The following is a 13,235-nucleotide window of genomic DNA, read 5'->3' on the forward strand; positions in this document are numbered from 1 at the left end:
AGAGGGCGAAAAGGCAGTAAAAGATGCACGTCGCCTGAGTTTGCGTACACGGCCTAGCTGAATCTGGAGTACAGCCGCCAGACCAACTCGCGCCGGCTTTTGGTTCCCGTTTTGCGGAACACGGATTTCAAGTGGTCTTGCAGCGTATACTCCGACATATGCAGCGATAGCGCGGCTTCTTTGCCGGATAGGCCTTGCACGATCCGGTCCACGACCTCGCGCTCGCGCTCGGTCAGGCCGAAGCTTTCGGCCAGGACCGGCAAAATGTCGGCGGGCCGTGCGCGCTCGACGGTGACGGCGAGCTGCGTTTCGCCGTCGGCGCTTCGCATCCGGCTGGCGCGGATGCCGATGTAGACGCCGCCGGGCACGGGGACGCAGACCCGTGCGGTGCCGTTGGCGTTGTCGCCGTCCTGCGACGACGGCGACAGGGCGCGGGTGCAGACCGCGCGGACCGGACGCGGCGTGACGTCCGGTTCGATCTGCTCGGCGGCGCGCAGCACGGCGAGCCAGCTATCGGCCGAGGGATTCGCGGCCAGCAGCCGCAAATCGTCCGCCAGCACGAATACGCCTGATTCGTGCGGCAGCGGTAGCGGCTGCTGCGCCTCGTTTTCCGGATCTTCTTCGGAAAACGAGGCTTGCCGCAGATAAGCGGCCATCTGCGGCAGCAGCGCCGCCACAAGGCGTACGTCCTCCGCAGTGAACGGAGGACGATCTTGTTTGCGGAGCAGCGACAGTTGCCCGCAGCGCCGCCCGCGCGCGGCGAGAACGGCGCGCAGTTCGTCCCCGAATCCGGCGGGGGACAAAATCTCGCGGTAGCGGGTGCTGATCTCGGGCTGCCCGCCGCAAGCGAGAACCAATGAAGCGGCAGGTATTTCCGCTTCGGCCAAAGCATCGTAGCGATTCATATCTTCGCCGCGGTATTCGTAGTCGAACAGGCGAGGATGGATCGCCTCTACGACGTCATCGGTGACAGAGCCGGTACTGAGTCCGGTGTGCCCGTCCACTCCGGTGAAGCAAGCGCCGTCAAAAGGCACAACTCCGACCAAAAGCGACAGGCAGGCGCTGCGATAAGCGCGCGGGGAAGGGAACTTGTCCGCAACCCGGTGCAGCTTGCCTGATAAGCGGCTGATTTGCTGTTCCATACCCTTCCTCCTTGCAATTCCCCTGATTTCTGGGATGGGCATCGCATCCGACTTTCGAAATAATAGAAAAAGAGATCGGAGCTGCTAACTTTATTATCCGTTATTCATTGGGGCTTTTTCAATGCTTGCCGTTTGGAAGCTTGCAAAAGAAATGCGGCATAAGGAGAAACGCAACGCAGATATGCAGCCCGGCCCTGAATAGAGAGTCTTGATCGGGCTTGAAGGAGGACGCAAGATGACACCGAATGAACAGAAAAAGATAACGGAAATGAATTGGAACCATCCCCATGCTTCGCGTTACCCGCAGACCATTGCAGCCAAAATTCCCGGCTATGCGAATTTATATGAAATAGGCGTCAAGCTGCTCGGAGCCGCTCTCGACCCCGCGCATCAGGGCAAAGGTCGCCAAGCGCATCTATTGATCGCAGGCGCAGGCGGCGGTCAGGAGTTGGAGACGTTCGGTCTTGCCGAACCGGGATGGAATTTTACGGGAGTCGACCCTTCTTCCGTGATGCTGGAGCGGGCGCGGTTGCGAATCGAGGGAAGCAGCGTAGCGGCACGTACGAAGCTGGTGCTTGGAGAGCTGACAGACCGGAACGAACGATATGCCGAAAATGAAAAAGAACGCGTTGCATCTCTGGACACTCCGGACTACGATGCGGCCGTGTGTATGCTCGTTCTGCATTTTGTTCGAGGAATCGAAGCGAAAAAGAAGCATTTAAAAGCCATCGCAGATCGGTTGAAGCCCGGAGCCCCTTTTCTGTTTGCTTCGCTGAATGCGGATTTCGATTCGCCTACGTATCCGATCATGATGGAAGCTTGGCGGACGCATATGTTGAGCCAAGGCATTACGGAAGAAGACTGGCTGCGTTTTGTGACTTCGCTGGGTCCTCAATCCGATCCGATTCCGTCTTCGGTAGTCGAACAACTGCTGGAGGAATGCGGGTTTCGGCATACGGAGCGGTATTTTGGAGCATTTCTGATTGACGGATGGTTGGCATTCAAGCAGGAGGAGGGAGAAGCATGAATCAAGTTCAACAGCGCAATCGCGCAGCTTTAGCATCCGGAAAAACGGATATCGTGGTGATCGGCGGATACGGAAGCGTCGGCAGGACCATCTCGATGCAACTGGCAAAAATATTCCCTGGGCGCGTCTATGCGGCCGGGCGCAGTTTGCAGTCGGCGCAGCGTTTCTCTGACGAAACCGGCGGCCGCGTAAAGCCTATGCAATGGGCGGTAGGCTCGGATGCGCCCAAAAGGGACCTGTCCTCGATCGCGTTAATCGTCATGTGTCTCGATCAGGACGAACCGGGCCTGATCGAGCAGTGTTTGCAAGAAGGCACGCATTATATGGATATCACGGCCAAAGTCGATTTTTTGCTAAAAGCCGGAAGAGTGGACGTGCCCGAGCCGCAGGCCGCTGCGGTTCTGAGCGTGGGGCTGGCGCCGGGTCTGACGAATCTTCTTGCCGCCAAAGCGGCAGCCGCGTTGGACGAGACGGACAAAATCGAGATTTCGTTGATGCTGGGGCTTGGCGAGCATCATGGCAAAGCGGCGGTCGAATGGACCATCGATTCTATGGGAGCGGATTTCGAAGTCGCGGAGACGGATCGGCTGCGGAAAGTTCGTTCGATGACAGACGGGATCACGGCAAATTTCGGAGGCGGGCTTGGCCGCAAAAGAGTGTATCGTTTTCCGTTTTCGGATCAGCGGACGCTGCCCGGAACGCTGGACGTATCGGATGTGTCGACGCGGCTTGGTTTTGACGTGAACGGCATTGCGCGCGTTGCTGCCGGGTTGCGTCGCCTGGGCATTTTTCGTTTGCTGCGTTGGTCGCCGCTGCGCACTCTATCGGTTAAGCTGGCGGGAGCTTTGCATGCGGGAAGCGAGCAGTTCGCGGTTCGCGTGGTGGCTTACGGTCGCAGCAACGGCCGTCCGGCCGAAGCGGGCTGCACGATTCGCGGGATTCGCCAGTCGGATATGACGGCCCGCGTGGCGGCTCATACCGCTGAAATGCTGGTTAACCGCCCAGAGCTGAGAGGCGTTTTGCATTTGGAACAATTGCTGGACGCGGACGCCGTTTGGGCGGCTGTCCGAACACAGTCGGCATCGGAGTTGGAAGTCGATTTGTTGTTCGAAGTGCCGGAAGTTTTGGCTGAAGGACCGGTAAGATTGCCGACCCGGCGTGGCGTTTAACGGCGAAGAGCGGGCAACGCAGTAGGTTCTTTCCTTCGTTGGGGTATACTAATAGGGAAGGGGTTCGGCAGAAGCCTGCCGGACCCTATTTTTGTTGGCAAGCCTTTTTAGTAAGAGCGAAGGGACGGATGATCGATGAACAAGCAAGGGAAATTATTAATCGGAAGCTCGTGGACAGACACGAACGAACATATCGAAGTGCGCAATCCTGCGACCGGAGAGCAGATCGGCCGGATTGCCCAAGCGACGGAAAAAGATGCCAAAGCGGCAGTCGATGCGGCTTATGAAGCTTTTTCGGCCTGGTCGGCATTGGCGGCAATCGAGCGCAGCGCCTTATTGCTCAAGTGGCATGCTTTGATCGCGGAACATCGGGAAGAACTTGCCGAAATCATGACGCTGGAGCAGGGCAAGCCGCTGAAAGAAGCCGCAGGCGAGATTGATTATGCCAATAGCTTTATCCAATGGTACGCCGAAGAAGCCAAACGGGTGTACGGAGAAACGATCCCCGCGTCGTCGCCGAACAAACGAATCTGGGTGACCAAGCAGCCTGTCGGCGTAGCCGCGCTTATTACCCCGTGGAATTTTCCGGCTTCGATGATCACGCGCAAAGCAGCCCCGGCGTTGGCGGCAGGCTGCACGGTCGTAATCAAGCCTTCGGAAGAAACGCCGTTTACGGCATTGCGTCTGGCCGAGCTGGCGCAAGAAGCCGGCATTCCGGCAGGCGTCATCAATATCGTCACGGGCGTTCCCGGCGAGATCGGAGGCGTTTGGCAGCAGGACCCGCGCGTGCGCAAGCTGTCTTTTACCGGATCGACCCGCGTAGGCAAAGAACTGATGAAAGGCGCCGCCGACAATATGAAAAAGCTGTCGCTGGAACTGGGCGGCCATGCGCCGTTCATCGTGACCGAACACGCCAACCTCGATAAAGCGGTGGATGGCATGATGTCTTCCAAATTCCGCAATGGCGGCCAGACCTGCGTCTGTACGAATCGGATCTACGTGCACGAGAGCGTAGCGGATCGATTCGTCGAGCTTGCTGCGGGCAAAGTAGCGGAGCTTAAAGTCGGCAACGGTCTGGACGGGGAAACGGATATCGGTCCGTTGATCAACGCCGCAGCCGTGGATAAAGTGCTGGCGCAGATCGAAGATGCCCGCTCCAAAGGAGCGCGCGTGGAGGTCGGAGGCGGGCGCGTGACGGATTCGGGCGACGGTCATTTCGTGCAGCCTACGCTGCTTGCGGGCGTGACGGACGATATGGTCTGCATGAACGAAGAAACGTTCGGTCCGCTTGCTCCGGTCACGACGTTCCGCACGATCGACGAAGCGGTCGAACGGGCCAACAACAGTCCGTACGGACTGGCCGCTTACGTGTTCACCGAGCAGATCGGCGAAGCGGTACGGATCGCCGAGCGGCTTGAGTTCGGAATCGTCGGCTTGAACGATCCGCTGCCGTCGACCGCGCAGGCTCCGTTCGGCGGTTTCAAAGAAAGCGGGCTGGGCCGCGAAGGCGGGCATTACGGCATCGAAGAGTATCTGGAAGTGAAATATATTTCGTTGGGACTGTGATCGAAGCCGTTTGCGGTTGCGCCGGACAAGTCTCGCCGGATTCGCGCGCTTGCCGCAGATTTGCCCCGGACTTGTGGACTTGATCTTTTCGCGCGTAGGATAGAGGATATGCGGCGGCGAGCGGAATCACCGAAAAAAAGCCGTTTCCTTTAGAGGAGCGGCTTTTTCGTTGTACGGACGACCCGACCGCAACGCTACTTTTTAACTTGAAAGCGGAGGTCGTTGGGGATGAAATTTGAAGAATTTACGCTCGGACATGTGTTTAAAACAGGTTCGCTCACGCTGACCCTGGAAAGTATCACGGAATTCGCTGCCGTGTACGATCCGCAGTATATGCACCTGGACGAACAGAAAGCGACGGCCGGAAGATTCCGCGGCATTATCGCTTCCGGTATCCAGACCATGGCGGTGTCTTTCAAGCTGTGGGTCGAAACGGGAGCTTACGGGGAAGAAGTCGTCGCCGGAACGGGGATGAACGATATACGCTTTATCAAGCCCGTGTATCCCGGCGACGAACTTCGCGTGGAAGCGGAAGTGATCGCGTTGGAGGAAAAGCGCCGCAGCGGGATCGTTACGGTGCTTTTGTCGACATACAACGCCAAAAACGAAAAGGTGTTCAGCGGGGAACTGTCGGCGCTTATCGATAAGTGATTTTTTGCCGAATCCGCAACGTTCACGGCGAAAGAATCCGACTGCGTCCGGGCGCCCGCGAAGTCTAAACGGTTCGGGTAACCGTTCGTTCGAGCAGCTTTTTTAACGCGGTCATTCGACGTCCGGCGCGCAAACCGTCCGCGAGCGATTCCCGCAACGATTGAATATCCTGCTCGCGCACTTTTCCGCCGTGATGAAACCGATTGAACGCTTGAAGATCCAACGGCATCATGTCGCGTTCCATCTTCAGGTGGACGTTCGCCATCATTTTGGGCGTCATTAATCAATGGTTGGAAAACGGGGCCGTCGAAGAACCGCAAACGATTTCGGCTTTGATCTCGTCGCTGGGGTATCGCTGAGAGTGTAACAAACTTGTCATCCAATTGTATTTTTCGAAGGAGGAGTCGCTGGCTTGCCGCATCTACAATGGGAAAAGTAATTCGATATCACCCATGGACTGCTCGGCGGTCTTTGACAGGGAAAGGTCTGATATAATGATGAAGACGCCTTCGACGGCACCCGATCTTCGTTTGAAAGCCGCGGCAGGGACGCCGGGCGGACGGATCGACGTGCTGGACCAGCTTCGCGGCATTGCTTTGTTCGCTATTTTCATGTGCAATTTATCGCATTTGACCGGCGCTTCGCTCAATGAAGGCGACGCGATAGGCAACTTTTTGTGGAAAGCGATTGATGTGTTATTCGGCAACAGCGCCCGCCCGTTGTTCTCGTTTATGTTCGGGATCAGCATGATGCTCATCTTCGACGCCGCCGTTCGCAAAGGCCGCAGGCCGTATCCGATGCTGCTGCGCCGAATGCTCATGCTGCTGCTGTTCGGCTCGCTGCATGTATTTGCGATATGGAACGGCGACATTTTATTTATGTATGCGCTGGACGGTTTCATGCTGATGCTGTTCCTGTGGATGCCGAAGCCTCTTTTGCTGCTGTCGGGAGTTGTGTTGTTCCTTGTTACGGCGTACGAGATTCAAACGGTAATGGGAGAAGGGCTTTCTTCCGCGCTCCAGACAGTATCGCCGGCTTCCTGGCTTTATAACGGCTTAGCGCTGATTCCGGATCAGGAAGCTTTTTTCTCCAGCCGCTACTTGTCTACCGGGTTCGGCGAGTTAGTGTTGGCGGTTGAACATTTGACTTTCTTCCTGTTCGGTATGTATGCGTATCGCAGCGGGCTGTTTACGAGATTGCCCAAGCATCCGATTTTGGCATCTTCGCTCGGCGCGACACTTCTGCTGCTCGGCTGGACAGGCAAATATCTGTACGGCAGCGAATGGAACAACAACTGGATCACGACGCTGCATCCGGTAGCTTGTTTTGCGGTGACGATCGGCGCGGTGCTGCTGATTATCGGATGGGCTGGGCGCGAAGGCTCCCGCACCGCACGATTGCTGGAACCGTTCCGGGCTGTCGGGCGCATGGCCTTTACGAATTATTTAATGCAGTCGCTTGTATTCGTCACGCTCTTCAAAGAGCCGGGCGAGGGCGTGTTTGCTTCGCTCGGCCTGATCGGCAGTCTGCCTATGGCGGCCGTCGTTCCGATCGGGATCGCTTTTTTCGCCGTGCAGATGGTCGTCAGCCATTTTTGGCTTCGCCGTTTTCTGTACGGTCCGTTCGAATGGTTGTGGAGAGCCGGTACGAACATGGAGCTTCCGCCTTTTAAGAAAAAGATACCTTTGACGACAGGGGAATAGTACTCATGGATCAGCAGGAATACGGATTGTATGTGCTTGGCCTGATCGGACGCCGTTAAAGTATCGGTTCGAATGTGCAAGGCCATAATCGATCCAAGTCGTTCTGCCTAATCGAAAGATTCGGTCGGAACGGCTTTTTTAACGCGCAAATCTGATGATTCAGGTTTACTTGCAGGACCGCGTAGGCGAATTGGCAACGTTAATCGGACCTTACGTGGAAGCGGACCCGACAGCCTTTTACACGTATGAGGAATTCCAGCAAAACATTGCGTACTCGGCATCCGAGGATTCCGGCGGTTCCGACATGGAGCTGCCATCCGGCGAATTCGGCGGAACGGGCATGATGGCTTCCGGTTCCATGATGACCTTCGCGCTCAATCGTTTGGTCAACCTGGAAGAGCAGTTGGGGCTGACGGTTACGGAACTTCCGGAGAGCGACAAGTCCTCAGCAACGGGCACTCAGACTTCGACCGCTGTTCATGTTCAATATGAAGGCAGCGACGTCGTATTCTCGGATGTACAACCTGTTGTTCAAAGCGATCGGGTGTCCGTGCCGGTATACGGGCTGCTTGAACGGCTGAACGCAGAAACAGATTGGGACAACTCAACCAAGACTTTGACACTCGTACGCAACGGAACCACAAGCTCGATTACGGTCGGAAAAGAAACGGCTGTATCTGCGGGACAAACGGTTTCTCTCGATATCGCGGCCACGCTTGAAAATTCCCGCGTGTGGCTTTCTGTTCAGACGTTAAGCGACGTGTTGGGTTTGTCGGTCAGTTGGAATGAAAATACCCGAACGCTGCTCATCTCGGGAAGCTGATCCGTTCGAATAGAGAGTAAATATCAGATGGACATAAAAAGCGCACCGGACAGGATTATGCCTCCGATGCGCTTTTTGCTTGGGATCAGATCGGTTCAGCCTCCCGCTTGGAATCCGTATACACCGCGATCAGCACGACGGCAGGCTTATCGCTATCGTTCCAGACCCGGTGCGGTACGCAGGCGTTCCAACTGAACGTATCTCCCTCGCGCAAATCATAGACGTCTTCGCCTTGCTGCGCTGTTACCGATCCGCTGACAATCATATGGATTTCTTCGCCTTCATGGGCATGGGGAGTATCTCCTGACGAAGCGCCCGGAGCCAGCTCGATCAGCGTCATGCGCAGATGCGGCGTACGTCCGATATGCGAGATATCGACCTGCTCCGTTCCCCCGGACGTCCGGCGGCGTTCTTCTTTGCGGACCACTTGCATGCGTTCTTCTTTTTTTAACAACAGATAGGCTAAAGGAACATCCAACGCTTCGGCAATTTGTTCAAGCGTAGCAATGGAGGGCGAGGTCTTGTCGTTTTCTACTTGGCTCATAAACCCTTGCGACAATCCGGTAGCGGCGCAAATGTAAGCGATGGTAATGCCTTTGCGTTTGCGTATGGCACGGATATTCGAACCGAGATCCATCTATCATCGCTCCTTTCGTGACCTTATCCTACCAAGAATTACGCTCGTTCGCCAGCTCGTAGCTTGACCAGGTTAAAGGGTATAATAGAAGAGTGAAGCAGATCAAACAAGGAGGCTGGGAAAATGGATTTGGGACTCAAAGGCAAGTCGGTGTTTGTAGCTGCGGCAAGTAAAGGCCTGGGGCGTGCCTCGGCACTGGAATTTGCGCGCGAAGGCGCTAACGTCACGATCGCCAGTCGGAGCGAGGAGCGATTGTCGGAAGCAAAGCGCGTGATCGGAGAAGCAACGGGCGTCGAAGTTGCGACTGTCGTGATGGATGCGGGAAAAGAAGAAGACGTGCAGCGCGCTATTCGCGAAGCCGCGGAACGTTTCGGCGGTCTGGATGTATTGGTCTGCAATGCCGGAGGTCCCAAAGGAGGACGTTTCGGCGACATGTCGGACAGCGACTGGCAAGCCGCCTATGAATTGAACCTGCTGGGTACGATCCGTATGATCCGCGAAGCTTTGCCGTATATGCGCAAAGCAGGCGGCGGTCGAATCGTCAATCTGACTTCGACTTCAATCAAACAGCCAATCGACGGCCTTATTCTGTCGAACGTTTTCCGCGCAGGCGTCAACGCATTGACCAAAACGTTGGCAACCGAACTTGCGCCCGACGGTATTTTGATCAACACCGTAGCCCCCGGCCGAATCGCTACGGATCGTATTTTGGAACTGGACGAAGCCAACGCGAAAAAGACCGGCCGTTCGATCGACGAAGTCCGTGAAGCCAGCGAACGCCCGATTCCGTTGGGACGACTCGGCCAACCGGATGAGTTCGGACGCGTGGTCGCGTTTTACGGATCGTTCGCCAACACGTACGCGACGGGGCAAGCTTTATTGGTAGACGGAGGAGCGGTAAAAGCTCTGTAAGCCCGTTGTTCGGACGGATCGTGTTCAAGCTTCTGTCGCACTCAACGATGGCGCAATTTTTTTGCGAAGCCGTTTGAAAGGCAAACGAATCCCAAACAGCCGTTCCGGAAACCATTTCCGAAACGGCTGTTTGGCAGTTGGAGATGACAAATTTTTCAAGCGATTCGTAGGATCTTTCAAGTTGTTAACGCTTACATAACGATAGCATAAACACGAAAGGAGGAAATCTGTTATCATGAACGGCGAATTCGATTAAAAGGAGAGAGAATATGCAGAAAAGAAAGTCGCTTCGTGCACGCCCGTTCGGACGTTGCGTTTTGGGAATCCTGCTCGGCCTGTCGCTCGCTCTTCCTGTCGGAATGAAGCCCGAGCCGGTATCGGCGGCAGCCGCCCGAACGATTGAGATCGATCCGGATCAAATCATCCAGCAGAATTTCCTGGGTGTCGGCGTCAATCTGATGCCTCAATCGCTTATGTCCCAAACGCAAAGCTTCGGCTACTCCGACGCGCATTGGCAAGTCGACCGCAAACGAATTTTGACGGCACGGCCCAAAGTGGCCCGGGTCTGGTTCCAGATCGATTGGATGGAGCCGCAAAAAGGGCAGTACACCTGGGAAAGCAACGAAATGAAAGCTTTTTACGCTTATTTGGACGCGTTCAAGGAAGCCGGGACCGAAGTGGAACTGAATTTCGGTTGGAAAGTCGGCAGCAAAGCCCAGTCTTGGTTTGGCATTCCGGGGCAGGAACCGACGACTAGCGCTCCGGCGGATCTCGATGCTTACGGACGTTCGGCATCGGCTCTGCTCGGCGAGCTGTTGGACGAACGCGGTTACGATAACGTCAAATACTTAACGTTTTACAACGAACCGAACGGTAGCTGGGATTTCGAAGCGCCGGGCGACCAGAAAGCGTATTACGCGCAGATGGTCGCCAAAGTCAGCAAACAGCTTCAAACGGACGGTCTGCGCGACCGGATCGAGATCTGGGGACCGGAAGAAGTCGACGCTCCCGCCTGGACGGCTTATATGGAGCAAAACGCGGGCGAGCACTTTGACGCGTATAGTTTCCATGTGTACGGCGCAGGCTATGACACTTTGGGCAACGCGATTCAGCAGCGTACCGACGCGGCCGGAGGCAAGCCGGTTCATCTGACCGAGTTTGGCTGGCGGTATGACGATATCAGCGGCTGGGAAGCTGGGTTCGCGAACAACGTGATTCAAGCGGCCAACTCCGGCTCAAGCTCGGCGTTGGTCTGGCAGATGACGGGAACCTGGACGGCCGATCCGCTCGGCGATGTGAACGGCGCGTACACGATGTGGGACTCCAACGTGCTCGGGCTAAAACCGAATCGTACGTTTTACGCCGCTTCGCTGCTCAGCCGCTATATCCCGGAGCATAGCGAAGTGATCGCGGCGCAGACCGATGCGGACGATATCCGCGCTGCCGCGTTCAAAACGGACGGCGGCGATTATGCGGTGTTGGTCGAAAGCAAAGGCGGCGAAGCTAAAAACCTGACCTTCGATTTCGGCGATACCGCGATCAACAAAACATTCTATAAACATGCGTATACCGACGACATCGTGTTGGAAGGCAATGCAACAGTTCCCGCCGTATCCGGAACTTTCCAGGCGGGCAGCGGTTTTCAGGACAACGATTCGGAAACGGACTATTCGTTTGCGATCTACACGACCGAGCAACCCGATACCCAAGTCGCCGTAAGCCCGGTCGATCCGTATGTAAAAGGCGGAGAAAGCGTTGCGCTGAGCGCAACCGTGATCGACGGCAGCGGGGGCGTCGCTTGGAGCGTAGCGGGTCAGAACAACGGGACGGTCAGTGCGGAAGGCGTGTACACCGCTCCTGCGATCGCCGATGAGAAATGGGTTGCGATCAAGGCGCAAAGCGCCGCCGATCCGGAAGCGTACGGCATCGCGCTGGTCAAGGTTACGCCGAAAAGCGAAGCCGGACGGGCGGAAGCGCCGAGCTTCAGCTTGAAGCACGGACTGTACCCGTCGTCCGAAGCGGTGAAGCTCGAAAGCGACACGCCGAACGCGCAAATCCGCTATACGACCAACGGCAGCACGCCTACTGCCTCCTCGTCGTTGTATAGCGGACCGATCATTTTGCCGGAAGGCACGACGCAAACGGTCAAAGCGGTCGCGATTGCGCCGGGACTGCAAACTTCGGCCATCTCGTCTTCGCTGTATCGAACGAGAAGTCTGGCTTCGGGACCGGACGGCTATAAGTTTGCGGGCTACGAAGACGATCAAATTACGTTTTCCGGCACGCAAAGCGTGGCTTACGGGGCGGACGGACGATTCGTGTATAAAACGCTGACCGGAGGCGCGACTTTGGACGATGCCACATTCGGGGGAGATCCGGCTCCGGGCTTCGAGAAGCGCGGGTACGTCAGTTCCTCCGTGCCGGAGTCTTACCCGGTCGTTACGGTCATCAATGCCGGCTTCGAACGTCCGGCTACGACCGGAGCATCCGGCGGTCCGATGAATAACGGCTGGTCGTTCAAACCGGAATCGGGCGTGCAGGCGAACACCAGTCCGTTCCAGCCTGCGGCGGCCCCGGAAGGCAAGCAAAGCGGTTATCTCAAAACGACCAACGGCGTCGCAGGCGAATTTAGCCAGTCCGTTTACTTCCCGGCAGGACGCTATGAGTTGTCTTTCCAAGCGGCCAAGCGCACCGGGTACGGCGATCAGACCTTCGATATCTGGTTCGACGATACGAAGATCGGTTCCTACAATATCACGCAAAGCGCGTACGCGGCTTATACGACCGACGCTTTCGACGCGACCGAAGGCAAGCACGTCATTCGCTTCTCCGCGACCAAAACGCAGGGCGACAATACCGCCTTTATCGATTCCGTCGCGATATCGCCAACCGATGCGCAAACGCCGGGCATGCCCGGTACTCCGGGCGGAGAGTCGAAGCTAAGCAACAACGGCTTCGAAGAACCTGTCGTGAACGGCGCGAAATTCAACTTTACCGCCGGAGGTTGGACGTTCGACAGCCACTCGGGCATCCAGCGCAACGGCAAACCGTTTTATGCGCCCGAAGCGCCGGAAGGCGTGCAGACCGCTTATTTGAAAACCGATTCGTCCGGTAGCGGCGTTTTCAGACAAAGCGCCGCTTTCGCCGCCGGTTCGTATCGTATCGCATTCCGGGCTTCGCAACGTCCGGGATATCCGGGCATCCAGAGGTTCGACGTGTTTGTCGGCACGAATAAGGTCGGCTCGTTCATGCCCGCGTCCGCTCAGTTCGAGCCGCTCCAGACCGAACCGTTCTCCGTGACCGCCGGGAATCTCGAAGTCCGCTTTGTAGCCACCTCCTCCGGCGGCGATAACACTGCGTTCATCGACGAGGTCGAGATCGTTCCGGCTGCTCCTTAATACCTATCTAAAACAATCTTGAAAAAAGAAAAGAAGCCTTCGAAAAGGCTTCTCAGGTTGCCGGGAAAGTCGCTTCCAGCCATGTTGGAGTTTCTCGGCAGCCTTTTTTTGTTTTTCTTCGATTGACGTTAGGCTTTGCCTGATTTCCAAGCAGCCAATCCCAAAAAGCTATACCCGAATAGCTTCGAGCGGGACGCCCTTCGCTCG

General features: G+C 56.4%; 12 protein-coding genes. 9 read left to right on the plus strand and 3 right to left on the minus strand.

What is annotated here, in order from left to right; genetic code table 11:
* Positions 1-53 precede the first annotated feature (53 nt).
* A complete protein-coding gene (locus WKI47_RS16075) occupies positions 54-1,142 on the minus strand; it encodes a helix-turn-helix transcriptional regulator (protein ID WP_340228178.1) in 1,089 nt (362 codons plus the stop codon).
* 235 nt (positions 1,143-1,377) lie between these two features.
* On the opposite strand from WKI47_RS16075, the gene WKI47_RS16080 reads away from it, so the two are divergent.
* From WKI47_RS16080 to WKI47_RS16095, 4 genes are all read left to right on the plus strand, one after another.
* Positions 1,378-2,169 (plus strand): class I SAM-dependent methyltransferase, encoded by a 792-nt coding sequence (locus tag WKI47_RS16080; RefSeq protein ID WP_340228179.1) that lies wholly within the window; start codon positions 1,378-1,380, stop codon positions 2,167-2,169.
* Positions 2,166-3,338 carry a saccharopine dehydrogenase NADP-binding domain-containing protein gene (locus WKI47_RS16085; RefSeq protein WP_340228180.1) on the plus strand — a complete coding sequence of 391 codons (1,173 nt, stop codon included), beginning with the start codon at positions 2,166-2,168 and terminating at the stop codon, positions 3,336-3,338. The genes WKI47_RS16080 and WKI47_RS16085 overlap by 4 nt, the downstream gene beginning before the upstream one ends.
* Positions 3,339-3,473: 135 nt before the next feature.
* Positions 3,474-4,904, plus strand: coding sequence for an NAD-dependent succinate-semialdehyde dehydrogenase (locus WKI47_RS16090; protein WP_340228181.1), 1,431 nt, complete (start codon positions 3,474-3,476; stop codon positions 4,902-4,904).
* 228 nt (positions 4,905-5,132) lie between these two features.
* Positions 5,133-5,555, plus strand: coding sequence for a MaoC family dehydratase (locus WKI47_RS16095; protein ID WP_340228182.1), 423 nt, complete (start codon positions 5,133-5,135; stop codon positions 5,553-5,555).
* 64 nt (positions 5,556-5,619) lie between these two features.
* Here the strand turns inward: WKI47_RS16095 and WKI47_RS16100 are convergent, their stop codons facing one another.
* Positions 5,620-5,787: a hypothetical protein gene (locus WKI47_RS16100; protein ID WP_340228183.1), complete on the minus strand. Its 168-nt coding sequence runs from the start codon at positions 5,785-5,787 to the stop codon at positions 5,620-5,622.
* Between WKI47_RS16100 and WKI47_RS16105 the strand changes: the two genes are divergently transcribed.
* From WKI47_RS16105 to WKI47_RS16115, 3 genes are all read left to right on the plus strand, one after another.
* On the plus strand, positions 5,786-5,914 hold the full coding sequence (locus WKI47_RS16105) for a hypothetical protein (protein ID WP_340228184.1): 129 nt from the start codon (positions 5,786-5,788) through the stop codon (positions 5,912-5,914). The two genes, WKI47_RS16100 and WKI47_RS16105, sit on opposite strands and share 2 nt — an antisense overlap.
* A gap of 135 nt (positions 5,915-6,049) precedes the next feature.
* The gene (locus WKI47_RS16110; protein ID WP_340228185.1) at positions 6,050-7,258 is read left to right on the plus strand and encodes a DUF418 domain-containing protein; all 1,209 of its coding nucleotides are present in this window, start codon (positions 6,050-6,052) and stop codon (positions 7,256-7,258) included.
* Between the two features lie 154 nt (positions 7,259-7,412).
* A complete protein-coding gene (locus WKI47_RS16115; RefSeq protein WP_340228186.1) occupies positions 7,413-8,081 on the plus strand; it encodes a copper amine oxidase N-terminal domain-containing protein in 669 nt (222 codons plus the stop codon).
* An 85-nt stretch (positions 8,082-8,166) separates the two neighbouring features.
* On the opposite strand, the gene WKI47_RS16120 is transcribed toward WKI47_RS16115, so the two are convergent.
* Positions 8,167-8,718: a helix-turn-helix domain-containing protein gene (locus WKI47_RS16120; RefSeq protein WP_340228187.1), complete on the minus strand. Its 552-nt coding sequence runs from the start codon at positions 8,716-8,718 to the stop codon at positions 8,167-8,169.
* A gap of 123 nt (positions 8,719-8,841) precedes the next feature.
* Here WKI47_RS16120 and WKI47_RS16125 point away from each other — a divergent pair, with 123 nt between their 5' ends.
* Together WKI47_RS16125 and WKI47_RS16130 are read left to right on the plus strand one after the other, a co-directional pair.
* Positions 8,842-9,630 (plus strand): SDR family oxidoreductase, encoded by a 789-nt coding sequence (locus tag WKI47_RS16125; protein WP_340228188.1) that lies wholly within the window; start codon positions 8,842-8,844, stop codon positions 9,628-9,630.
* A 269-nt stretch (positions 9,631-9,899) separates the two neighbouring features.
* The gene (locus WKI47_RS16130) at positions 9,900-13,028 is read left to right on the plus strand and encodes an FN3 associated domain-containing protein (RefSeq protein ID WP_340228189.1); all 3,129 of its coding nucleotides are present in this window, start codon (positions 9,900-9,902) and stop codon (positions 13,026-13,028) included.
* Positions 13,029-13,235 lie beyond the last annotated feature (207 nt).

The sequence above is a fragment of the Saccharibacillus sacchari genome (assembly GCF_037722395.1).
Classification (GTDB): Bacteria; Bacillota; Bacilli; order Paenibacillales; family Paenibacillaceae; genus Saccharibacillus; species Saccharibacillus sacchari_A.